This is a genomic window from Arthrobacter sp. BI5 (assembly GCF_056680065.1).
In genome coordinates this window covers 83726-106683 of record NZ_CM155264.1, presented here as the reverse complement: position 1 = coordinate 106683, position 22958 = coordinate 83726, and the positions used below count along the sequence as shown (strand labels likewise).

The following is a 22958-nucleotide window of genomic DNA, read 5'->3' as shown; positions in this document are numbered from 1 at the left end:
GGAGATGGGAACCTTTATCCAGCTCGTCGTCGACGGCCTCTCGACCGGCTCAATCTACGCCGCCCTCGCCCTCGCGATCGTGCTCGTGAACCAGGCGACCGGCCTGATCAACTTCGCCCAGGGCGGCATGGCCGTGCTGTCCAGCTACATCGCCTACGCCTTCGTCAAGACCGGCCTGCCGCTGATCCTCGCGATCCTCATCGCCGTGGTGCTCTCCTTCTTCATCGGCGCGCTGGTGGAGCGGTTCCTGGTCCGCCGGTTCGAACGCGGCGATCCGGACACGGCCGTGGTGGTGACAATCGGGTTGCTCACCCTTGTCACCGGCATCGCCGCAGTGCTCTGGGGCTACAACAACCTCGGATTCCCGTCGCTGTTCCCGCTCACCAGCGTGGAAATCCTCGGCGCGGTGGTGAGTGTCCGGTCGCTGGCCACCACGGTGACCATCGTGGTGATCATGGTGGTGCTGCAGCTGTTGTTCCTCCGCACCAAGCTCGGGCTCGCGCTCCGCGCCGTAGCGGACAACCCGGCGTCGGCAGCCTTTTCCGGCCTCCCGGTGGGCCGGCTGCTGATGGTCGGCTGGGGACTGGCCGCGACCCTCGGGGCGATCGCGGGCGTCCTGGTCGCCCCGCAGCTGACACTGACGCCGGGCATGCTAGATACCGCCCTGGTGTACGCGCTCGCCGCCGTTATCCTCGGCGGCCTGAGCAGCCCGATCGGCTGCGTCGTGGCCGCCTCGGCGATCGGCGTGCTGGAGAACCTGGTGGCCGTCTACGTGCCCCTGATCGGCCATGACCTGAAGATCGCCGTCCCGTTCGTCCTGATCTTCGTCATCCTCATCCTCCGTCCCCAGGGCCTATTCGGCAGAAAGGTCGTGGTGAGGGTCTGATGGCTACCGTAGCGTCCGCTTTCCGCAACCGGCCGGCACGGATTGCCCTGGGCCTCGTGGCCGCGGTGGTGCTGATCGTTGCCCCGCTCGTCCTCCCCGCGTTTGCGAACCAGACCCTGGTGCGCATCGGCGTTTACGCCGTCGCGGTGCTGGGGCTGAACATCGTCATGGGCTACACCGGACAGGTCAACCTCGGGCAGATCTTCTTCGTCGGGCTCGGCGCCTACGTCACCGCCTACGGCGTCAACCAGGGCTGGAACATTCTGGTGGTGTTCCTTGCGGCCTGCGCTGTCGCGGGGATTGTCGGGCTGCTGGTGGCGCTGGCCGCTGCCCGGCTCGGCGGCCTGGCGATCGCCATGGTGACCATTGCCCTGCCGATTGTCGGCGTCCCCCTGGCCAAGCGCCTCTCGGAGTTCACCGGCGGTTCGCAGGGCATCTCGGCCCGCTTCTCGGATGCCCCCGACTGGTCTGGCCTGTACAGCGACCAGTGGCAGTTCTACATCGTGCTGCTGGTGACCGCTGTGGCGTTCCTGCTGGCCCGGAGCCTGGTGCAGGGCAAGTACGGCAGGGCCTTCGCGGTGGTGCGCGAAAACGAAGCCGTCGCCGCCTCGATGGGCGTCTCGCCCTACCGCACCAAGGTGCTCGCGTTCACCATCGCCTCGATCTTCGGCGGCGCCAGCGGGTTCCTCTACCTCGCGGCCGTGCAGTACACCTCACCGGAGACCCTCAGCTTCGGCCACTCGATCAGCCTCGTTGCGGCGATGGTCATCGGCGGCGCCGGCAGCATCGCGGGCGCGCTCCTGGGCGGCGCCTATTACGTGTTCGTGCCGCAGCTGACGAACGCGATCGATCCGAACTTCACAACCCTCAGCCAGGGCGTGATCCTCCTCGCGGTGCTGTTCCTGTTGCCCGGAGGACTGGTCAGCCTTCCGCGGGTGGTCCGCCGGCTCAGCCGGCGGCGGACCGGCCGCCACCAATCCGGGAATCCCCCGCAGCCCGCTCCTGCGCATCATCCGGTTCCGGACGCCGCGCCGGAGGGAGTCGAAAACACAGAGAGGCAAGACCGACCATGAAGATTAGAACAAAGCCAGGCGGGGTCCTTGGCATCGTTGCGATGGCATCGGTCCTCGCGCTCTCCCTCTCAGGGTGTACCCGCGACGGCGCCGGCCAGGGCGGCGGCTCGGGGGCGTCCCCCGGCATCACGGACACGTCCATCACGCTCGGCATCACCACCCCGCTCAGCGGCGCGACGGCCGGCCCGGGCAAGTGCACCGTCGCTGGCGTCTCCGCCTACTTCGGCGCGGTGAACGCGGCCGGCGGCGTGAAGTTCGGCGACGGCAAGACGCGCACCGTCAACATCAAGTCCTACGACGATGCGTATGATCCGCAGAAGTCGCTGGCCAACTTCCAGCAGATGGTGTCGGACAACGTCTTCGCTGCCACCGCGGGCCTCGGCACGCCGACCAACCGGGCCTTCCGCGACGCCGCGATCAGCCAGAAGGTCCCGCAGGTGCTCGTGATGACCGGCGATCCCTTGTTCAGCGACCGGAAGCAAAGCCCCTGGCAGCTGGGGTTCGTGCCGGTCTACCAGAACGAGGGAGCGGCGTTCGGCAAGCTGCTTGCGGCCTCCAAGGACCAGCACAAGGTCGCCATCTTGTCGCAGAACGACGACTACGGCAAGGGCTACGTCCAGGGCTTCAAGGACGCCATCAAGGGCGCCTCCAACATCTCGGTGGTGGGCGAACAGACCTATGAGGCCACCGACACCTCGGTGGACGCGCAGCTCACCCAGCTGGCGTCGTCGAAGGCCGATGTCTTCTTCAACGCCATGTCGATCACGCCGCTGACCATCGCCGCGCTGCAGAAGGCGCAGCAGATTGGCTGGAAGCCCAGCTGGTTCCTCCCGTCCAACACGTCGAGCCCGACGGCGATCCTCGAGCCGGGCGGCGGGTCCGCCTACCCCGGCGTCTACTCGGTGTCCTTCGCCAAGGCGCCGCAGAGCCCGGCGTTCGCCAAGGATCCCGACGTCGTGAAATTCCTCGCCGAACTCAAGCAGTACGGCAACTACCCGGATATGCCGGCGTTCCCGCACTGTATGTGGAGCTACATGGTGGGAGCCACGCTCGAGCAGGCGTTCAAGTCCATGACCGAGCCGACGCGCGACAGCTTTATGACGGCGCTGCGGAACATCAAGGACCTGAAGGCGCCACTGATGCTCTCGGGCACCGCGGTCGACACGACGGTCGACGGCCAGCCGGCCGTGTCGTCCGTCATCGTGCAGAAATACAACGGCAAGGGCTACGCGACGGCCGAGAACTTCGGTTAGCTAGACCAGCCCGGGGCCGGACCACACCCCGCCCGAGGCCTCCAGCTCATCGATGAGCTGGAGGCCTCGCCGGGCCCAGGCGATCTCGATCCGGGCCCGCTCGACCAGGCCCTCGTAGGTAAAGCGTTTGAACGCTATGGTCCGTTCGCGGTCCTCCGGCTCGGTGACGGCGAGGCGCCGCACCAGCATCGGGTTGGCAGTCTGCGCGATCCGGACCAGTTCACCCTCCCACTGGGCCAGTTCAGCCTCCCACTGGGCGATGTGTCCGCGGAAGAACTCGCGCGCCGCCGCCGGTGACGCCGCCTCCAGGTAGGCGGCCCGCAGGTGGGCGGGGTCGCGGACGCGGGCGTACTCCAGCGGCGTCTGCATCCAGTCGAGGAACGCGCGGTTCCCGGCCTCGGTCACGTGGTAGACGCGCCGGGTGGCGCGCTGGCCCCTGGGCTGCTCTTCGCCCTCGATGAGGCCCTCGGCCTCCATCTTGCGCAGCTCGGGATAGATCTGGGAGTCCGGCGCGTGCCACACGTGGCCGACCGACATGGCGAACTGCTTCTGCAGTTCGTAGCCCGAGAGCGGGCCCACCCGCAGCAGCGCCAGCAGCGCGTATCGCAGGCTCATGCGGCACTCCTTCAGTGGGCGGGGTAGGTACAAGGGGGCGCCGCCGCCCCCTTGTACCGGGGTCCCCAGCCTAGGCCGACTGGTAGTTCGTGCGCCAGCCGCCCTGGTAGGTGGCGCGGGCGACGGTGGAGTAGGGCACCGGGCTGACGACGGCGCGCACCTCGGTCTGCACGTGCGGTTCGACGGCGGCCTTGGCGGTTCCGCCGTTCGGCTCCCCCCAAACGACCTTCAGTTCGGTGCCTTCGGGGACGTTGGGGTCGATCGTCGCCAGCGAGAGGGCCCGCCGTTCGTTCGCGCTGTACCCGGTGAACATCGAGTATCCGACCACCGTTCCGTCGGCGTCCACGACCGAGTCATAGTTGGCCGAGCCGTAGTTCGCCAGCGGCAGGTCGAAGAACTTGTAGCTCGGCCCCTCAACGTTGAACAGCGAGGCGTAGATCGACGTGACATCCTCGGCGTCCCAGGCCAGTGTGACCTTCTTGCGCTGGGCGGCCATGTCCAGCCGCTGCAGGGCGTCGCGGCCGATGAAGTCGTGGTCGAACTTCACGAACGAGCCGTAGCCGAGCTCCCAGGGGGTCAGGTAGTAGTCCTCGATGTTTTCGGACACGAACGAGCCGGCCAGGGTCCCGGTCGCTTCGTAGCCGTCCGCGGGGAGCCACTCGCGGTAGCCGCGCTCGGCCTCGCCGGTGTAGATGGCCGGCAACGGCGAGGGGATCCAGCCTGATTCGAGCGTGTTGGACGGGTAGGCGCGCGACCCGACCGGGACGAGCCCAAACTCGGCGCCGGCCTCGACGATCGCGTCGCGGATGCGGCCGTGGTCGGCGTACGGGCCCCAGATCTCGAGCCCCGGCGCGCCGGCCATGCCGTGGCGGAGGGTGCGGACGGTTGTGCCGTCGATCGTCATGGTCGACATGTTGAAGAACTTGAGCTGCTCGAGCGGGCCCCCGTTGAGCTTTTCGATCACCTGCCAGGCGTTCGGGCCCTGGATCTGGAAGCGGTAGTACTGGCGGGTCACTTGGCTGCCGTAGGGCCGTGACGGCGAACGGCGGTCCACGGTGATGTCAAGATTCCCGTAGCCGCCGGTCTCGCCGTGGTAGAGCAGCCAGTTCGCGGCCGGGGCGCGCCCGACATAGACATACTCGTCCTCCGCCTCGCGGAAGAGGATGCCGTCGCCGATGACGTGCCCGGACTCGGTGGTCGGCACATACTGCTTCGCCTTGTTAACCGGGAACAAGGCGGTCGAATTGATCGCCGTGGACGTGATCAGCTTGATCGCGTCCGAGCCTTTCATGAACAGGTTGTCCATGTGGTGGGACTGGTCGTAGAGCACGGCGGTCTGGCGCCAGGCGGTCTGCTCCTTGATCCAGTTCTGGAAGTCGGCCGGAACCACCGGGTAAATGTACGAGCCGATCTGGGAGTTGCGGAGGAGGTCGACTGCGCCGCGGGACGCGTCGAGGACTTCCTGCAGATTCTTAGGTGCCACGGTGAACCTCTTGTTCTGTGTCGGTTGGTGCTGTCGGACTGTTGGGTCGGGGCTGCGGAAGGAAGCCCGCGGCGCCGGGTTGATGGGTCAGAAAACGATGGTCTGGTTGCCGTGCCGGATGACGCGGTCCTCGGCGTGCCATTGGACGGCGCGCGAGAGCACGGCCCGCTCCACGTACGCGCCGCGGGCCTGGAGGTCGAGCGCCGAATGGGCATGCGTCACCCGGGCGACGTCCTGCTCGATGATCGGGCCCTCATCAAGGTCCTTCGTGACGTAGTGCGACGTCGCGCCGATCAGTTTGACGCCGCGCTCCTTGGCCTTGCGGTACGGGGCCGCGCCGATGAACGCGGGCAGGAAGGAATGGTGGATGTTGATCAGCGGCACCCCCACCCGGTCCAGGAAGTCCGGTGACAGGATCTGCATGTAGCGCGCCAGCACCACAAAATCGACGTTCCCGTCCAGCAGTTTCAGGATCTCGGCTTCCGCCTGGGACTTGTCCTCGCCCAGGGAGGGCACGTGAAAGAAGGGCACCCCGAAGGAACGGACGTCCTCCGCCGTGTTCGTGTGGTTCGAGATCACCATCGGGATGGTCACCGGCAGCTCACCGCGCCGGTGCCGCCACAGCAGTTCGAGCAGGCAGTGGTCCGACGTCGACACCAGGATGGCCATCCGCTTGGGAACGGACCGGTCGGTGAGCGTCCAGGAGAGCCCCAGCGGGGCCAGGGTCTTGTCCAGGTCCGCTTCGATCGCCGGCATCGCGGCGGCAAGGTCGGGCCGGTTGAACACCACCCGCTGGAAGAAATCGCCCGACGTCGGGTCGGACGAGTACTGGTCCAGGGAGACGATGTTCCCGTTGTTGCGGGTGACCAGGGCTGCGACCGCTGCCACAATCCCGGGCTGGTCGGGGCCGTGGACGATCAGGCACGACTGATCCTTCAGCGATTCGGTATGAAGGGCCACCGCCGCCTCCTCAGCCCTGCTCGGCGGTGAAGTGCCGGGCCCACTCCGCCGTCGCCAGCAGGCCTCCGAAGGTGTAGAAATGCAAGCCCACCCGGCCGCCGATCTGCGGCTGCGCCCCCGGCGTATGGGCCGCCAGGACGGCCGCAAGATCGTTGACGAACCGGTCCGGTCCCGCATCCCCCATCAGGTTCGTCAGCGAGAACCCGTACTTCTTCACGATCATCGCGTTGGCGCCGACGCCGAAGCGGCGCGCGAAGCCAAGGAGCCGTTTGATGCCCGCCGGCCCGGGCGTGCCGACGCGGATCGGGGCCTTGATGCCCTTGGCCCGCACGGCATCGATCCAGTCGGCGACCGGGTCGGTGTCGAACGCGAACTGGGTCAGGATGACGGCGCCGAGCTCCTGCTCGGCAAGGGCGGCGGCCTTGTCCTCCAAGGCGCCCCAGAGGCGGTCCTTCGGGATGTCCGGGTGTCCTTCCGGATATCCGCCGATGCCCACCTCGCGGACGCCGAACTGCTGCAGGATGCCGCTGCGGATGACAGCGAGCGAATCCTCGTACGGGCCCTCCGGCGTCGCCGGGTCACCGCCGACGGCGAACACATGTTCGGCGGCGCCGACCTCCTGCAGCCGGCCGAGGAACTCCTCCAGCTGCCCCTGGCTCTTCAGGCGGCGGGCGGAGATGTGCGGAACGGGCACGAAGCCGAGGTCGCGGACTGCCTTTGCGGCGGCCACCCGCATCTCGAGGTCCTCGTTGCCGAGGAAGGTGACGTTGATCCGCGTGCCGGGTGGGATCTGGTTTTTCGCCTCATTCAGGGCGGGGATGTCCTTGCCGGTCATCTCTAGTGAAAAATCCTGGATGAGTTCCAGCGATGCTGCCCGGTTGGTCGCGGGCGTGATTCGAGTCGCCATCGGGGAGTCCTTTCGGTGGGTGCAACGGTGCGCCCACTCCCGACTTTAGCTATGTCGATAGGGACTGTCCATAGGTATTTGCAAGGAAGCGGCGGCCCGCCCCCCGCTGCGCCGGTCAAGACGCAGCGGGGCGTTCCCGCTCCCGGGCTTAGCCCGTGGCGCCGGTCAGACTGCTGACGGGTCAGCAGGCTCCAGGTGGGCGATCGCCCGGGTGTCCTGGAAGGCCCGGACCCCTTCGATCCCCTGCTCCCGGCCCATGCCGGACTGCTTCATGCCGCCGAACGGAGCGCGCAGGTCCAGCCGGGTGGCGCCGTGGTCATTGACCCAGACGTAGCCGCAGACCAGCTTCCCGCCGACGCGGTCCGCCGTGGCGGGGTCAGCGGTCCAGACCGAGCCGCAGAGCCCGGCCCAGGTGGCGTTCGCGGCCTCGATCCCTTCCTCCTCGGTGTCGAACGGGATGAGCGGGATGACCGGGCCGAACTGCTCCTGGGTGACGACGCGCAGCGCGGGGTCCGGGTCGATCACCAGGGCCGGGCGCAGGAAGTTCCCGCCCTGCAGGGCCGGGTCCGTCGGCAGTGACCCGTACTCCCTCACGTCGGCCCCGGCCGCCTTCGCCTCCTCGATGAGCGCGGTGACGAAGGCCTTCTGGGCCGGGGAGTGCAGGGGCCCCATGGTGGTCCCCTCCTGGAGCCCGTAGCCGATCACGGCCTGCTCGAGCCGGCCCGCCAGCCCCGCGACAACCTCGTCCAGGCGCGAACGGTGGACGTAGATCCGCTTCGCGTTCATGCAGATCTGCCCGGTGGTGTCGAAGATCGCGGCGTAGAGCCGGTCCAGATGGGTGTCATCGAGAATGGCATCCGCCAGGATGACGGCGGCGTCGTTTCCGCCGAGTTCCAGCGTCACCCGGGTCAGCGATTTCGCGGCCATCTCCATGATGCGCTGTCCGCCGCCGACGCTGCCGGTGAAGCAAACCTTCGCGACGTCGGGGCTGGTGATGAGGGCGGCCATGTCGGCATCCTTGCCCGTCACGACGTTCAGCACGCCCGGCGGCAGTTTCTCGGCGATCCTCTGGACCACCCGGGCAGTCGCCAGCGGGGCCGTGGGCGGCGGCTTCACGATGGCGGTGTTGCCGGCGAGCAGCGCGTGCGGCAGCGAGGCCGCAAGGATCGCGATCGGCCAGTTGAACGGCACGATTACCGTCACCACGCCCAGCGGCTGGAACGCGACCGTTGTGGTGACCGGGATGCCGGGTGCGGGCGGGAGCACCTTGGTGGCCTCCACCTCGTCGGCAAGCGCCAGGGCAAGGTTCCAGCGGATCTCGAACACCAGCGAGTCGACCCACGCCTCCATCCGGATCTTCCCGTTCTCCTGGGACAGGATGGCGGCGTCCTCGTCGCGGAAGTCGGCGATGCCTTCAAGGGCCGCCCGCATCTGCCCGGCGCGTTCCTGGGCGCTCAGCGCGGACCATCCGGGGTAGGCCGCCTTCGCCGCGGCGATCGCGTCGTCGACGTCGCCGGGGCCCGCCGCGGCCGCGTGCCCGACCGTGACGCCGGGCTTTCCCGGGTCGGCGATCTCCAGGGTCGAGGCCGCCTGGCGCTCGGACCCTCCGATGTACAGTCCGGTTGTCACCGGCGTCGACGTGTTCGTTGCGTTGGTCATCACTTCGCACCTCTCTGTGCAGTATTGCTCTGTGCGGTATTGCCGGGTCCGTTCATTGCGTCGTTCACTGGGCCGCCGGCCACGTTCGGCGTTCCGTGGGTGTGGAAGGTCTCGATCGTTTTCATGCCCCACGCCTGGCCCTTCTTGCGTTCCTCCTGGGTCCATTCCACCACCGGCGAGTCGGGATCCAACAGCAGGCGGGCACCGGCGTTGGCAAATTCGATCCGGTTGCCGCCGGGCTCCCAGACGTAGAGGAAAAAGGTCTGGTTTATGGCATGCTTGTGCGGGCCGGACTCGATGTGGATGCCGTTCTCCAGGAAAATGTCGGCGGCCTTGAGGATGTCCTCGCGGGTGTCGGGGGCGAAGGCGACGTGGTGCAGCCGGTTGCCGTGCTTGAGCCAGTCGTCGGAGTACACAATGTCGTAGGACTTGTTGTTGAAGTGGAACCACCAGGCGGCGTAGCCGCCGTCGTCGAGCTTGATCCGCTCGCTCTCCCGTCCCCCCAGCGCCTTCGCCACGAACTCGCCGTTGGCCACCACGTCCCTGGCCAGGTAATTGATGTGGTCTAGCCGCCTGGCGTTGACGCCGCGGCCGGGGAATGCCGAGGCCTGGTTTTTCAGCGCGGGCTTGTCGTCGGTGGCCACATACCGCTCGGTCTCGTAGTAGATGGCCATGTCGTGCCCGTCAGGGTCGCGGAAGGCATACGCGGGGCCCGTCCCCATCTCACCGTTCACCCAGCCGACGCCGAGGCCGGTGGCCTCGATCGCCGCCACCCGGCGCTCCAGCGCCGCCTGGCTGCTGGTCCGGAAGGACGTCCGGCCGACGCCGGCGTCGGCCGATTCGGTGAGTTTCAGCGTGTAGACCTGGTACTCGTCCCACGTCCGCAGGTAGGCGGACCGCTTCGACCCGGCTCCATCAGCTCCATCAGCTCCGCCGGTTTCCGCGACGACGCGCATGGCCAGCAGGTCGCGGAAGAACCACAGGCTCTTCTCAAAGGTGGGAGTCAGTAGCTCCACGTTTCCCAGGTGGGCGACGTCGAACGAGGTGAACTCGGTCATGGAACTGTCCTCTCTCAGGGGGTGGGTGTCACAGGCGGGGGCGTGGATAGACGCGGCCCTCGAAGATTTTTCGCGCCGTGCGCAGGGCGGCCGAGCCGGTGACGGTGAAGCCGCCGGCGGAGGGCTCGACCCCGACCTCGACGTCGAAGTGGCCGGTGGGATGCTCCACCCGGAACGGGGCGTCCGGCGGCGGCAGCGCGGCAATTCCGTGGCCCACCGATCCGTCCGCCAGCACTCCGGCGGCGACCGTGAGCGCCCCGAGGACGCCGATCGAGGTGTGGACGCGGACGGGCAGGAAACTGCGGGTGGCGATGCTGCCGCCGGCCCGGGGCGGCGCCAGCAGGACCAGCTTGGGCACGGTCGCGCCGGTGACGTCGCCCATGCCCATCAGGCCGGCCGCGGCGAGGCGGAGTTCGGCCAGGCGGGCGGCCAGGCCGGTATCAGCCTCCAGTTCTTCCGGCGGTTCGTCTCCGGTGACGCCGAGGTCGGCGGCACGCAGCAGCACGCTCGGCATGCCGTTGTCGACGCAGGTCAGTTCCACCTCCCCGACGCGGTCCAGGACCCGGCCCGTGGGGAACAGTGCCCCGGTTGACGAGCCCGCGGTGCCTTCGAAGTTGAGCCGAATCGCGGCCGCCGTCCCGGGGACGCCGTCGATCGCGAGGCCTCCGTCGTAGTCCACCGCGCCGCCGGGGGTGGCGAAGCGGGCGGTGGCGATGCTGTTGGTGTTGACCATCCGGATGCGCACTTCGGTCTGCTCCCCGCCGGCCGGCACCAGGCCGCGCTCAAGCGCGAACGGGCCCACCCCGGCCAGGATGTTGCCGCAGTTCTGGCGGCCAGTGACAAACGCCGTGTCGACACCCAGCTGCAGGAACAGGTAGTCCACGTCGGCGCCGTCGTCCGGGGATGGCGCGATGACGGCGACCTTGCTGGTGAGCGGGTGCGCGCCGCCAAGCCCGTCGATCTGCCGGGGGTCGGGGGTGCCCATGATCCGCAGCAGCAGCCCGTCGCGTTCACCGGGGTCCGCAGGCAGGTCCGAGGCGAGGAAATATGCGCCCTTGGAGGTGCCGCCGCGCATCAGGAGGCACGGGATGCCCTCAGCCGCGGCCATCGTCCGCCTCGTACTCCGCCGCGCTCACGTACCGGACGCCTAGCCCGTCCAGCAGGCCGCGGAGCCGGTTCCGGTCCAGGCTCAGCTCTCCGGCGCGGTAGGCCGCGCGCGCTTCGGCCTCTTTCGCTACCCGCGCGTCGGCGGCCTCGAGGGCGGCCCGCACACCGCCGCGCGGCACGCACAGCACCCCGTCGTCGTCGGCCACGATCACGTCCCCCGGGCAGACGAGGGCGCCGCCGACCGTGATCGGCACGTTCACCGAGCCGGCCGTGGCCTTGACCGTCCCCTGCGCGTTGACCGCGGCGGACCAGACCGGAAAACCCATCTCGCGCAGCTCGGCGACGTCGCGGACGCCGCCGGTGGTCACGAGCCCGCGCACCCCGCGGTACCGCAGCGCCGTCGCGAACAGTTCGCCGAACGAGCCGTCCAGGCACGGCGAGGTGGTGGTCACCACCAGCACGTCCCCCTCCTGGCACTGTTCCACGGCCGCATGGATCATAAGGTTGTCCCCCGGCCAGCAGAGCACCGTAACGGCCGAGCCGGCAATCCGGACCCCGTCCTGGATCGGCCGGAGCGCGGCGCCCACCAGCCCGCTGCGGCCCATGGCCTCGTGCACCGTCGCCACCCCGTGCGCGGCGAGGGCCTCGATCGACGGCGCGTCCGCCCGCTGCACGCCGGTGACCACAACGGGTCTCACTCGAGCACCTCGGTGACCTGCGGGTAGTAGCGCATGTAGGCCTCGCCCCGGGTATCGACGGGCAGGCCCAGGTTCGGTCCGGCATTGCGTTTGACCTGCACGCCCCGGCGCACGGCGAGCGAGCTGTAGTAGTCCCACATGTGCTGCTGGGCGGGCAGGCACTTCATTGCCCGCTCCTTGGCGGGAAAGGCGGCGGTGATGTCGAGCAGGACGTCGGGCTTGAAGTCGCACTGTTCGGGCTGGTGCGGTTCGAAGAAGAACACCGGCGGCGCGCCGAGCACCTCGCCGGGCGCGTCGTACCCGATCGCCTGGGCCAGGATCCTGGCCTCGATCGCCAGCTTCGCGGCCGTCGGGTGGTCGCCGTTGTACGGGTCCAGCAGCGGATGGGTCAGCACGACGGTGGGCTGCACCCGGCGGTAGACGCGGACGAGGGCATCGAGCAGTTCCCGGCTCGGCAGGAGCGGGTAGTCGCCGGCGTCGAGGAATTCGATGTCCGCCCCGAGGGCCGCCGCGGCAGCCTCGGCCTCACTGCGCCGCAGCGCCTTGATCTCCTCCAGCGACTTCCCGGCCAGCCACTGGCTGGCGGACTCGCCGCGCTCGCCGTAGGAGAGGCAGACGACGACGGCGCGCTCGCCGCGGGCGGTGGCGGCGGCGATCGCCCCGCCGGCCCGCCAGACGAAGTCGCCCGCGTGTGCGCTGACCACCAGCACAGTGCCTCCGTTGCCCATGATGAGGTCCTTCCCGGATTGCTTGCCCATCCTCGACGTGCGTTCACGACGTGCGTTCCCGATCTAGCCCCCGGCAGCCGCGGACAATGCCAGCGAACCACGCTCTGGCACTGCGGTCAAGGCATCGGATACAATTTTGTTAGCAATCGCGGGCTGAGGGCTTCTGCGGCGATTTTCGCCCGCTGGCATTCGTCCTGCGGACCGAAGAGTCCGGTGGTCCGAACAAAGGAGTTCACAGTGACGGAGGCCGTGCGGTGACGGAGTCCTTGCAGGAAGCGCTGGACCGGGCCGGTTCGCCGGTCGAGCTGCTGCGGAACTCGCCGGCCCGCCCCCATGTGTTCCCGGTGGCGGCGGAGTTCAGCAACTGGCGCTCCGAGCAGCGTTCCTGGCGGACCAGCTGCGCACTGCTGGACCAGTCCCACCACATGACCGACCTTTTCCTCAGCGGTTCCGGCGCGGAGCGCCTGCTCAGCGGGCTCGCGGTGAACTCCTTCGCCAGGTTCCCGGTGGACCGCGCCAAGCAGTTCATCGCGGTGAACCACCGCGGGCAGCTCATCGGCGACGCCATCCTCGCCCACCTTGAGGACGACTCCTTCAACCTGGTCGGGCATCCGATGGTGATCGACTGGGTGCAGTTCCATGCGGAGACGGGGGACCACGACGTCGACGTCGTCCGCGACGGCAATTCGATCGTGCGCCCCGGCGACCCCCGGCTGTTCCGCTACGAGCTCCAGGGACCCACCGCCGTCGCGATCATCGAGAAGCTGATCGGCGGTCCGGTGCCGCAGATCGGCTTCTTCCACATGGGGCGCTTCCCGATCGCGGGACTGGAAGTCCGCGGGATCCGCCACGGCATGGCCGGCCAGCCCGGCTACGAGCTTTTCGGACCGTGGGCCGACGGCGCGCGCGTCCGCGACGCGCTGCTGCAGGCCGGAGCCGAGTTCGGCCTGACCCCGGTGGGGGCGAAGGGCTATTCGACGGCGAACCTTGAGTCGGGATGGGTGCCCTCGCCGGTGCCGGCGATCTTCTCCGACGAGCGGCTGCGGGCGTACCGCGAGTGGCTTCCGGCCCCGGCGGCGGGGTCGCTGGGCGGCAGCTTCGACCCGCCGGACATCGAGGACTACTACCTGACCCCGTTTGACCTGGACTATGGACGGTCGGTCGCGTTCGACCACGACTTCGTCGGACGCGAGGCGCTGGAGGCGCTGGCCGCCGGCCCGCAGCGGCGCAAGGCGACGCTGGTCTGGAACCCCGACGACGTCCAGGCTGCGATCGGCTCGCTGCTGCGCCCGGGCACCCCGGCGAAGTACATCGACCTGCCAAAGGCACGGTACGCCCTGTACCAGGTGGACCGGGTGCTCCAGGACGGGGTGACCGTCGGCCAGTCCTTCGACTGCGGCTATATCGCCAATGAGCAGTCGTTCGTTTCGCTCGCCACCCTGGACCCCGGCCGCGCCGAGCCCGGTGCCGAGGTCACAGTGCTCTGGGGCGAGCAACCCAACTCGGCCAAGCTCCAGGTCGAGCCGCACCGGCAGATCGCCGTGCGCGCCACCGTCGCCCCGGCCCCGTTCGTCCGCTATGCCCGTGAAAGCTACCGCGCCGCCACGCTGCGCGGCCCAGGCACCTGATCGACTACCGAAGGAGAAAAACCGATGGCCCAGAAGTCCCTGCAGGATGTGCTCGATGCGGCAGGCAACACCGTCGAACACCTGCGCAATTCACAGCTCGGCACCTACATCTACCCGGTGGTCCCCGCGGAATTCACCAACTGGCGGCGGGAACAGCGCGCCTGGCGTGAGACCGCCGTGCTCTACGACCAGTCCCACCACATGGTGAACTTCTTTATGAAGGGCCCCGATGCGCTCAGGCTCCTTTCCGATACCGGCATCAACAGCTTCGCGAACTTCCCCGTGAACACGGCCAAGCAGTTTGTGCCGACGGCGTCCAACGGAGGCGTGATCGGCGACGGCATCCTCTTCCACCAGGCCGAGCACGACTTCGTCTACGTCGGACGCGCCCCCGCCGCGAACTGGCTCCAGTTCCACGCCGAGACCGGCGGGTACGACGTCGAGTGCCGCTACGACGACCGGTCGCCGTCGCGCCCCTACGGCCAGGCCGTCCAGCGGGACTATTACCGCTTCCAGATCCAGGGTCCGAACGCCTGGCAGATCATCGAGAAGCTCAACGGCGGGACCCTCGAACAGGTGAAGTTTTTCCACATGGGGCACCTGGACATTGCCGGCGAGCAGGTGCGCACCCTGCGCCACGGGATGGCCGGGGCCCCGGGGCTGGAGATCTGGGGACCCTACGAGCAGCACGGCAAGATCCGGGACGCGGTGCTTGAAGCCGGCGTCGAATTCGGCATCGAACCCTGCGGCTCCCGGGCGTACTCGTCGAACACGCTCGAGTCGGGCTGGATTCCGTCGCCGCTGCCGGCCATCTACAGCAGCGACGCCGAGCGGGGCTATCGGGAATGGCTGCCCGCCACGAGCTATGAGGCGATCAACGCGCTCGCCGGCTCCTTCGTGTCGGCGGACATTGAGGACTATTACCTCACGCCGTGGGAACTCGGCTATGGCTCGTTCGTGAAGTTCGACCACGACTTCATCGGCCGCGACGCCCTCGAGCAGATCGACCCGGCCGCCCAGCGCAAAAAGGTCACGCTCGCCTGGAACGACGAGGACCTGGCGAAAATCTGGGCGTCCTTCCTGGACCGCGACACCCCCGGCTACCAGTTCTTCGACGTCCCCAACGCGAACTACGGCTCGTCGAACTACGACTCCGTGGTGGACGCCGACGGTGCGGCGGTGGGTCTCTCGCTCTTCACCGGTGTGACGGCAAACGAGCGCCGCGGATTGTCCCTGGCGACGGTGGACCCCAACGTGGAAATCGGCACCGAGGTGCGCGTGGTCTGGGGCGAACCCGACGGCGGATCGCGCAAGACCACCGTGGAACCGCACGAGCAGCTCAGCGTGCGCGCCGTCGTGAGCCCGGTGCCCTACGCCGTCACCGCCCGCACCGAGTACCACGGCGGCTGGCGTACCGCGGGCACCGCTGCCGGGTGAGGACCGCCCCCTGCCAGGCTCCGGCCAGGCCGGGGGCGCACCTCAGCCCGCGGAAGCCGGACCGGCTTCCGCGGCTGAGACCTCGCGCAGGGCGTCGATGACGCTCAGCAGGTGGCGGCGCACGGCGAGTTCGGCGGCGTCGGGGTCACGGGCGACGACGGCGTCGATGATCGCCGCGTGCTCCAGCACCGAGACTTTCGCCCGCTGGGGCCGTGAGGAGAGCTTGAACTGGTGCCGGACGCTTTGGGCGTGCAGCCGGGCCAGCACCTCGGAGGCGGTGGCATGATGGCTCAGTTCGCGGAGCCGGACGTCGAGGGACAGATGCAGGCGGGAGTACTCGACCAGGTCGCCCTCGGCGACCGACTCGATCATCCGGGTCCGCAGGTCCGCCAGGGCCGCCGCATCGTCGTCGGAAAGGCGGCCTGCGGTCTTGGCGGCACACAGGCCCTCGACGCCGATCCGCACCTCGAGGATTTCGATGGCCTCGTCCACGGAGATCGCCCGTACCCGGGACCCGCGGTTCGGCAGCCGTTCCACCAGGCCTTCGCCCGCGAGCTCGAGCAGCGCGGTCCGTACGGTGGCCCGGCTCGCCGAGAACGCGGCACTGAGGTCCGCCTCGATCAGCCGCTGGTTGGGCGCGTACTCGCCGCGGATAATCGCCTCCCGGACGACGTCGGTGACGCTCGGGTCAACGGTGGCGGCGGCTTCGGCCCCCAGCGGTGGACCGCCAGTGACTGACGACATGTGCATTCAACTCCCAGAAAGGCCGGACAAGGAAGGGGCCCCGATGCGAGACACCATATTGTCTACAATCCTAGGAGCAACGGAGGGCAGTGTCCGCAGGCGCGTCGCCGTTCTGGGTCTCGGCGAGGCAGGAAGCATCTACGCCGGGGACCTGGCCCGGGCCGGAGCGGCCGTCACGGCGGCCGATCCGGCCGTCACCGCCGTCCCCGCCGGTGTAACGCCCGCCGCCGGCGTCGGCGACGCCGTCCGCGGTGCCGACCTGGTGCTGAGCCTGGTTGGCGGAGCCGCCGCGGGCGCCGTCCTCGAGGAGGCGCTGCCGGCCATGGCACCGGGAGCCCTCTTCGCCGATATGAACACCGCCGGCCCCGGGGAAAAGCGGCGGCTCGCGGCCCGCGCGGACCGGCATGGCATCCTCTTTGTCGACGTCGCCATCATGGCTCCGGTTCCCCGCGCGCGGATCCTGACGCCCCTCGTGCTGAGCGGGGCGGGGGCCGATGAGCTGCTCGCCGTCCTCGCCGGATGGGGGATCCCGGGGACCAGTGTGGGCGGCGACGCCGGGCGGGCCGCGGAATTGAAGCTGCTGCGCAGTGTTTTCATGAAGGGCCTGGCCGCGACCGTCCTCGAGTCGGTGGCGGCGGCCCGGGCAGTGGAAGCCGGGGACTGGATCATCGACCAGATCGCCGCGGAACTGGGCCCCTCCGGCCACGCGGTCGTGGCGCGGCTGCTGGAGGGCAGCCGGATGCATGCCGTGCGGCGGGAGGAGGAGATGTGCCAGGCGCGCTCGTTCCTCGAATCGCTCGGGGCCGCCCATCCGATCACGGACGGCACGATCGAGTGGCTGCATTCGCTGGCCGCGGGCAGTCCTGACTGACTACGCCCGCCGGCCCGGTCGGCTGACTGTGCCGCGCAGCGCCCCCAGCTGCCTCAGGCGACCCGCCAGAGGCTGCATTCGTCCGCGTTGACGGCCTTGCGCGTCCCGGACTGCCGGTCCAGGATCCAGACGACGCCGATCCCCGGCGCCGTTTCCTGCACGCTGCCGCGGCGGATCACGACGTCGTCGTAATTCGGGCCGACGCGCAGCCGGGCCTCGATCTCGTCGCCGCGGTGCAGCTGGTCGAGGGCGCGGATGCGGGTTGTCTGGGCTTTGGCTTCCTTCAACATGGAGGGCCTCCTGGACTGGAGCTGGTGCCAGCTCTTGCCGGCATCTCCAGTGTCCTGCGCCATTGTTGCCGCCGCGTTTCGGCCCGGTAAGCGGTGGGTTAGTTTTGCGGAGCCGCCGCGTTTCCGCGCCATTGCGCCGGCATCAGGGGCTGAGCCGGTCCTCCGGGTGGTGGATCCGGAACCAGCGGTAGCCGTAGCGGTCCAGCTCCAGGTCGAAGCCGCCGTCGTCCTGAAGCGGGATGTCCTCGCCGTCCAGCAGGTCCTGCAGCACCGCGCCGGCGTAGGAGCGCCCCGGTTCCTGCGCGGAGGCCGCATTGGCGCTCACCGAGGCCGGTTCGGCGCCGAAGTTGTGGGCCAGCAGCAGGGCGGAGCCATCCCGGCTGCAGCGGTGCAGCAGCACCCTGGCCACCGGCTGCTTGACGAGTTCGAACCGGCCCCAGCCCAGCTCAGGACTTTCGCGGTAACGCTGGATGAGCGAGGCAATGAAATTCCACAAAGATTCCGGGTCCCGCTTGCCCGCAGCCGCGTTAATGTTCTTGGGACCGAAGTAGCCGTCCACCACCTGGGCCACCAGCTCCTGCTCCCGGGCGGTGGAGAAGCCGGCGTTGGCCGTGTCATTCCACTGCATGGGGGACCGGACTGCGGAGCGGCCTTTCGCCCGCAGGTCCTCGCCCATCCCGATCTCCTCGCCGTAGAACAGCACGGGGGTGCCCGGAAGCGAGAACATCAGCGAATAGACCATGCGGATCCGGGCCGGGTCGCCGTTAAGCATGCCGGGCAGCCGGCGGCGCAGGCCCCGGCCGTACATCTGCATGTCCGGGTCGGGCCCGAACGCGGCGAAGACTTCCTCCCGCTCCGCGTCGCTGAGCTTGTCCAGCGTCAGTTCGTCGTGGTTGCGGACAAACATGGCCCACTGGTTGTCGGGATGGATCGCCGGCCGGGAGCCCAGCGTTTTAGCCAGCGGCCGGGCATCCTCGCGGGCCAGGGACAGGTACATGTTCTGCATGGAGAGGAAATCGAACTGCATGTTCAGTTCATTTCCCGCCGCGCCGCCGAAGTACTTCAGCTGCTCCTTGTAGGGCAGGTTGACCTCGCCGAGCAGGACGGCGCTGCCGTGCCGCCGGTTCAGGAAGCTGCGCAGCGCGCTCAGGTAATCGTGCGGATCGATTCTGGCCGCCTTGTCCTTGGGCTCTCCCCGGAGTTCGAGGAAAAACGGCACCGCGTCGAGGCGGAAGCCGTCCAGGCCCAGCTGCAGCCAGAAGCCCATGGATTTTGCGATCTCGTCCCGGACCCGCGGATTCATCACGTTCAGGTCCGGCTGGTGTTTGGCGAACATGTGCAGGTACCACTCGCCGGTGGCCTTATCCTGGGTCCAGATGGCGGTTTCCTCGCCCGGGAAGACCACCTGGTCCGAGGTGTCCGGCGGGGTGTCCTTCCGCCACACGTAGTAGTCCCGGTACGGGTTGTCCACCGACTTGCGGGCTTCGACAAACCACGGGTGCTTGTCCGAGGTGTGGTTGATGACGAAGTCGGCGATCACCCGGATGCCCCGGTCGTGGGCGGTGCGGATGAATTCCACCACATCGCCGAGGGTACCCAGGCGCCGGTCCACCCCGTACATGTCCGTGACGTCGTAGCCGTCGTCACGGTCCGGGGACGGGTAGAACGGCATCAGCCAGATGCACGTGATCCCCAGGGCGGCCAGGTAGTCCACGCGCTGGGTGAGGCCGGAGAAATCCCCCGTGCCGTCGCCGTCGTTGTCGAAGAAAGTCTCCGGATCCAGGCAGTAAATCACGGCGTTCTTCCACCACAGGTCCGAGGTCTCGGCGATCCTCACGCGGTCACCTCCTGCGGCCGGCTGCCGGAGCGCAGCTGGGGAAGCACCCGTTCGGCGAAAGCGTCGATGAACGGCGCCTGCTCCTGGCCGACGAAGTGCAGGTAGAGCTCGTCGAAGCCGAGGTCCAGGTATTCGGCCAGCCACTGGGCATGCTCCCCGGTGTCGGCCGAGATGTTGACGACCTTGCGCACCTGGTCCGGGCCGACGTCGGCGCTGACGCCGTCGAAGTGCGCGGCGCCGGGGAGGTCCCACGGGATGGGCGGGCTAAAGACGTTGCTGCGCCACTGGTCCATCGCGGTCGCCAGGGCCGCCTGCTCCGTCGGGGCCCAGGACAGGTGGACCTGCAGGACGGCCTCGCCCCGCCCGCCGGCGTCCCGGTAGGCGGACAGCACCTCCCGGAGCTTGCCGGGCGGCTGGTTCACGGTCACCAGGCCGTCCGCCCACGCCGCGCCGCGGCGGGCCGTTTCCACACTGACGGCCGGCGCGATCAGCGGGGGCTTGATCTCCGGCACGTCCCACAGCCGGGCCTGTTCCACCGTGACCAGCCCGTGGTGCGTCACCTCTTCGCCGTTATGGAGCCGGCGGATGATGTCCACACACTCCTCCAGCCGGCGCTGGCGGGTTTCCTTGGCCGGCCAGGGGTCGCCGGTCACGTGTTCGTTCATGTTCTCGCCGCTGCCCGGAGCCATCCAGAACCGTCCGGGAAACATGTCGGCCAGGGTGGCCGAGGCGTGCGCGATGATGGCCGGGTGGTAGCGCTGCCCCGGGGCCGTGACCACGCCGAACCGCAGTCCTGTGGTGGCCAGGGCGGCGCCGAGCCAGGACCAGGCGAATCCGGAGTGGCCCTGCCGTGCCGACCACGGCTCAATGTGGTCCGAGCACATGGCGGCGTCGAATCCCGCCTGTTCCGCCAGCTGGACGTCCTTGAGCAGCCGGCCCGGGCTGATCTGTTCGTGCGAGGCATGGAATCCGAGAGTAGCCATCGTTAATGTCTACCGCCGGGCCGCGGGTCTGTCGAGGGCGCCGGCCGGCGGCGGCCCGGCGCGCCGGACGGCCCCGGGGATCGACGCCGGCGTCCGGCCGCGCCAGAATGGGCCGTATGCGACTGCCGTTGATGCCCCCGATCGCGCCGATGCTGGCGAAGGCCGTCAGCGCCCTGCCGGAGGGGGACATGAGCTTCGAGCCCAAGTGGGACGGGTTCCGCTCCATCATCTTCCGCGACGGCGACGAGGTGGAGATCGGCAGCCGCAACGGCAAACCGCTGACCCGCTACTTCCCGGAGCTCGTGGAGGCGTTGAGGGCAAACCTGCCGCCGCGCTGCGTGCTCGACGGCGAGATCATCCTGGTCGGTCCGCCGGGGAACCGCCTCGACTTCGACGCGCTCCAGCAGCGGATCCACCCCGCGGCGAGCCGGGTCCGGCTGCTCGCCGAGCAGACCCCCGCGAGTTTTGTCGCCTTCGACCTGCTGGCCCTCGGCGACGAGGATTTCACCGGCCGGCCGTTCCAGGAGCGCCGGGCAGCCCTGGAGCAGGCGCTCGCGGACAGCTCGGCGCCGGTGCACCTGACCGCCGCGACCCGGGACCGGGATACCGCGGCACTGTGGTTCCGGCAGTTCGAAGGCGCCGGCCTGGACGGGATCGTGGCCAAGGCAATCGACGCCAGCTACCAGCCGGACAAGCGCACCATGTTCAAGGTCAAGCACGAACGCACCGCTGACTGTGTCCTTGCCGGGTACCGGGTGCACACCTCCGGCCCGGACCGGATCGGTTCGCTGCTGCTGGGACTGTACGACGACGACGGCGTGCTGGCCAACGTGGGCGTGGTGGGCGCCTTTCCGATGCAGCGACGCAAGGAGCTGTTCGAGGAACTGCAGCCGCTCGTCACCGACTTCGCGGACCACCCGTGGGCCTGGGCCCGGCAGGAGGAGGGATCCCGGACGCCGCGCAACGCCGAGGGAAGCCGCTGGAGCGGGGGCAAGGACCTGAGTTTCACGCCGCTGCGGCCCGAGCGCGTGGTGGAAGTGAAGTATGACCACATGGAGGGCGAGCGTTTCCGGCACACCACGCAGTTTGTGCGCTGGCGGCCGGACCGGGAGCCGACCTCCTGCACGTACGCCCAGCTGGAGGAACCGGTCAGCTACGACCTGGCCGCCGTGCTGGGCGCCGGCCGCTCTTAGGGGCCCGGGGTTCGGCGTCGGGCGTTCCCCGCGACGCTCCAGCCCGGTTCTTCCGCCGTCCGCTGCCCCGACACGCGGAAAAGCCCGGCGTGTTGCGGTAACACGCCGGGCTTTTCCGGGCAGAACCGGGCAGGAGCGTCGGGGACCTTAGCGCAGGCCGAGCTCCTTGGTGGGAACCTTGAAGGTTTCCTTGGCGGTCAGGGCCGAGACGGCGGCAATGACGCAGATGATGCCGGTGAAGATGGTGATCTGGACCCAGCCGCCGGGCTTGATGCCGCCCATGGCCGCCACGATGGCCGGGGCAAAGCCCGCCATCAGGAAGCCGAGCTGGGTGCCGATCGCCAGTCCGGAGAAGCGGACCTTGGTGCTGAACATTTCGGCGTAGAAGGAAGGCCAGACCGCGTTGGAGGCCGCGTAGCCGAAGGAGAAGAAGCCGATGGCGGCGAGGAACATCAGCGGGACGCTGCCGGATTCGAGGCTGAGCAGGAACACCGGGGTCAGGACTGCACTGGACAGCGCGCCGTAGATGAAGACGGGCTTGCGGCCGATCCGGTCGGCCAGCTTGCCGAAGAGCGGCTGGGTGCCGAGGGCGACCAGGTTGGCGCCGACGACGAGCCACAGGGTGATCGTGCCGTCCACGTTGGCGACGTTCTTGGCATAGGCGATCGCCAGGGTCCCGAACACGGTGGAGACGGCGGCGATGAAGGCGCAGGCAACCACGCGCAGGACGTCGCGCCAGTGGTGCTTGAGCAGGTCCGCGACGGGGAGTTTGGAGATCTGGGCGCTCTTCTGGGCTTCCTCGAAGGCGGGCGGCTCGTGCAGGGTGCGGCGGATAAAGAACGCAACCACCACGACGACGGCGCTGAGCCAGAACGGAATGCGCCAGCCGATGCCGTACTTGATCTCGTCCGGCAGGGCCAGGACGGGGATGAAGACGAGCGCGGCAAGGATCTGGCCGCCCTGGGTGCCGGTCAGGGTCCAGGAGGTGAAGAACGAGCGGCGGTTGTCCGGTGCGTGCTCCAGGGTCATGGACGACGCGCCGGCCTGCTCGCCGGCAGCGGAAAGACCCTGGCAGAGCCGGGCCACGACGAGCAGCGCGGGAGCCCACCAGCCGACGGTCTTGAAGTCCGGCAGGCAGCCGATCAGGAAGGTGGAGGCGCCCATCAGCAGCAGGGTGAACATCAGGACCTTGCGGCGGCCCACCCGGTCACCGAAGTGGCCCAGGATGACGGCGCCGACCGGCCGCGCCACGTAGGCGAAGCCGAAGGTCGCGAAGGACATGATGGCGGCGTTGGCGCCCGCGTCCGGGAAGAAGACCTTCGGGAAGATCAGCGCGGCGGCGGAACCGAAAATGAAGAAGTCGTAGTACTCGACGGCGCTGCCGAGGAAGCTGGCGAGGGCCGCCTTCTTTGGTGTCCCGGCCGGTGCGGCAGTGCCCGGCGTCGTAGACGGGAGTGTCTGGCTCATGGTGTTCCTTTGGTGTGACGACGTTGTCGCGGATGGATCGGGAAGGTCTCGCCGGCCGCTGGCTTCGAGTGTGCGGCAGCC

At 68.8% G+C, this 22958-nt stretch carries 21 protein-coding genes; 7 read left to right on the top strand and 14 right to left on the bottom strand.

The window, feature by feature from the left end:
• Window positions 1-4: 4 nt before the first annotated feature.
• Genes AC1MED_RS00515 through AC1MED_RS00505 form a run of 3 tightly spaced genes read left to right on the top strand, consistent with a single transcriptional unit; the run spans window position 5 to window position 3212 of the window.
• Window positions 5-886, top strand: coding sequence for a branched-chain amino acid ABC transporter permease (locus AC1MED_RS00515; protein WP_346958796.1), 882 nt, complete (start codon window positions 5-7; stop codon window positions 884-886).
• Window positions 886-1959, top strand: a complete 1074-nt coding sequence (locus AC1MED_RS00510) for a branched-chain amino acid ABC transporter permease (protein ID WP_479784864.1) — start codon at window positions 886-888, stop codon at window positions 1957-1959. The genes AC1MED_RS00515 and AC1MED_RS00510 overlap by 1 nt, the downstream gene beginning before the upstream one ends.
• Entirely contained in the window at window positions 1956-3212 is a 1257-nt protein-coding gene (locus AC1MED_RS00505; protein WP_346958929.1) for an ABC transporter substrate-binding protein, read from the top strand. The genes AC1MED_RS00510 and AC1MED_RS00505 overlap by 4 nt, the downstream gene beginning before the upstream one ends.
• Here AC1MED_RS00505 and AC1MED_RS00500 read toward each other — a convergent pair whose 3' ends face one another.
• The 9 genes from AC1MED_RS00500 to AC1MED_RS00460 all read right to left on the bottom strand — a co-directional run bounded on the left by AC1MED_RS00500 (window position 3213) and on the right by AC1MED_RS00460 (window position 12427).
• Complete coding sequence (locus tag AC1MED_RS00500) at window positions 3213-3827, bottom strand: PadR family transcriptional regulator (protein WP_479784862.1); 615 nt, start codon at window positions 3825-3827, stop codon at window positions 3213-3215.
• 70 nt (window positions 3828-3897) lie between these two features.
• Window positions 3898-5310, bottom strand: a complete 1413-nt coding sequence (gene ligM / locus AC1MED_RS00495; protein WP_479784860.1) for a vanillate/3-O-methylgallate O-demethylase — start codon at window positions 5308-5310, stop codon at window positions 3898-3900.
• Between the two features lie 87 nt (window positions 5311-5397).
• Entirely contained in the window at window positions 5398-6270 is an 873-nt protein-coding gene (gene purU, locus AC1MED_RS00490) for a formyltetrahydrofolate deformylase (protein ID WP_479777592.1), read from the bottom strand.
• A gap of 10 nt (window positions 6271-6280) precedes the next feature.
• A complete protein-coding gene (locus tag AC1MED_RS00485; protein WP_479784859.1) occupies window positions 6281-7177 on the bottom strand; it encodes a methylenetetrahydrofolate reductase in 897 nt (298 codons plus the stop codon).
• A gap of 165 nt (window positions 7178-7342) precedes the next feature.
• The gene (locus tag AC1MED_RS00480) at window positions 7343-8836 is read right to left on the bottom strand and encodes an aldehyde dehydrogenase family protein (protein WP_479784857.1); all 1494 of its coding nucleotides are present in this window, start codon (window positions 8834-8836) and stop codon (window positions 7343-7345) included.
• On the bottom strand, window positions 8836-9894 hold the full coding sequence (locus AC1MED_RS00475; RefSeq protein ID WP_479784855.1) for a VOC family protein: 1059 nt from the start codon (window positions 9892-9894) through the stop codon (window positions 8836-8838). The genes AC1MED_RS00480 and AC1MED_RS00475 overlap by 1 nt, the downstream gene beginning before the upstream one ends.
• Before the next feature lie 28 nt (window positions 9895-9922).
• Complete coding sequence (locus AC1MED_RS00470; RefSeq protein ID WP_479784854.1) at window positions 9923-11002, bottom strand: 4-oxalomesaconate tautomerase; 1080 nt, start codon at window positions 11000-11002, stop codon at window positions 9923-9925.
• Window positions 10989-11699 (bottom strand): 4-carboxy-4-hydroxy-2-oxoadipate aldolase/oxaloacetate decarboxylase, encoded by a 711-nt coding sequence (locus AC1MED_RS00465; protein ID WP_479784852.1) that lies wholly within the window; start codon window positions 11697-11699, stop codon window positions 10989-10991. Before AC1MED_RS00465 ends, AC1MED_RS00470 begins: the two co-directional genes overlap by 14 nt.
• Window positions 11696-12427, bottom strand: a complete 732-nt coding sequence (locus tag AC1MED_RS00460) for a PIG-L deacetylase family protein (protein WP_479784851.1) — start codon at window positions 12425-12427, stop codon at window positions 11696-11698. Before AC1MED_RS00460 ends, AC1MED_RS00465 begins: the two co-directional genes overlap by 4 nt.
• A gap of 254 nt (window positions 12428-12681) precedes the next feature.
• On the opposite strand from AC1MED_RS00460, the gene AC1MED_RS00455 reads away from it, so the two are divergent.
• Both AC1MED_RS00455 and ligM (AC1MED_RS00450) read left to right on the top strand, forming a co-directional pair.
• Window positions 12682-14055, top strand: coding sequence for an aminomethyl transferase family protein (locus tag AC1MED_RS00455; RefSeq protein WP_479784849.1), 1374 nt, complete (start codon window positions 12682-12684; stop codon window positions 14053-14055).
• Between the two features lie 24 nt (window positions 14056-14079).
• Window positions 14080-15492: a vanillate/3-O-methylgallate O-demethylase gene (gene ligM / locus AC1MED_RS00450; RefSeq protein ID WP_479784847.1), complete on the top strand. Its 1413-nt coding sequence runs from the start codon at window positions 14080-14082 to the stop codon at window positions 15490-15492.
• Between the two features lie 42 nt (window positions 15493-15534).
• On the opposite strand, the gene AC1MED_RS00445 is transcribed toward ligM (AC1MED_RS00450), so the two are convergent.
• Complete coding sequence (locus AC1MED_RS00445; RefSeq protein ID WP_479784845.1) at window positions 15535-16236, bottom strand: GntR family transcriptional regulator; 702 nt, start codon at window positions 16234-16236, stop codon at window positions 15535-15537.
• A gap of 58 nt (window positions 16237-16294) precedes the next feature.
• On the opposite strand from AC1MED_RS00445, the gene AC1MED_RS00440 reads away from it, so the two are divergent.
• Window positions 16295-17107 (top strand): NAD(P)-binding domain-containing protein, encoded by an 813-nt coding sequence (locus AC1MED_RS00440; RefSeq protein ID WP_479784843.1) that lies wholly within the window; start codon window positions 16295-16297, stop codon window positions 17105-17107.
• A gap of 53 nt (window positions 17108-17160) precedes the next feature.
• On the opposite strand, the gene AC1MED_RS00435 is transcribed toward AC1MED_RS00440, so the two are convergent.
• The 3 genes from AC1MED_RS00435 to AC1MED_RS00425 form a co-directional block, all read right to left on the bottom strand.
• On the bottom strand, window positions 17161-17397 hold the full coding sequence (locus AC1MED_RS00435; protein WP_346958810.1) for a hypothetical protein: 237 nt from the start codon (window positions 17395-17397) through the stop codon (window positions 17161-17163).
• Window positions 17398-17539: 142 nt separating this feature from the next.
• A complete protein-coding gene (locus AC1MED_RS00430; RefSeq protein WP_479784841.1) occupies window positions 17540-19234 on the bottom strand; it encodes an alpha-amylase family protein in 1695 nt (564 codons plus the stop codon).
• On the bottom strand, window positions 19231-20217 hold the full coding sequence (locus AC1MED_RS00425; protein WP_479784839.1) for a TIGR03885 family FMN-dependent LLM class oxidoreductase: 987 nt from the start codon (window positions 20215-20217) through the stop codon (window positions 19231-19233). The genes AC1MED_RS00430 and AC1MED_RS00425 overlap by 4 nt, the downstream gene beginning before the upstream one ends.
• A 116-nt stretch (window positions 20218-20333) precedes the next feature.
• Between AC1MED_RS00425 and AC1MED_RS00420 the strand changes: the two genes are divergently transcribed.
• Window positions 20334-21410: an ATP-dependent DNA ligase gene (locus AC1MED_RS00420; protein WP_479784837.1), complete on the top strand. Its 1077-nt coding sequence runs from the start codon at window positions 20334-20336 to the stop codon at window positions 21408-21410.
• A gap of 147 nt (window positions 21411-21557) precedes the next feature.
• Here AC1MED_RS00420 and AC1MED_RS00415 read toward each other — a convergent pair whose 3' ends face one another.
• Window positions 21558-22877, bottom strand: coding sequence for an MFS transporter (locus AC1MED_RS00415; protein ID WP_479784835.1), 1320 nt, complete (start codon window positions 22875-22877; stop codon window positions 21558-21560).
• Window positions 22878-22958: the final 81 nt, after the last annotated feature.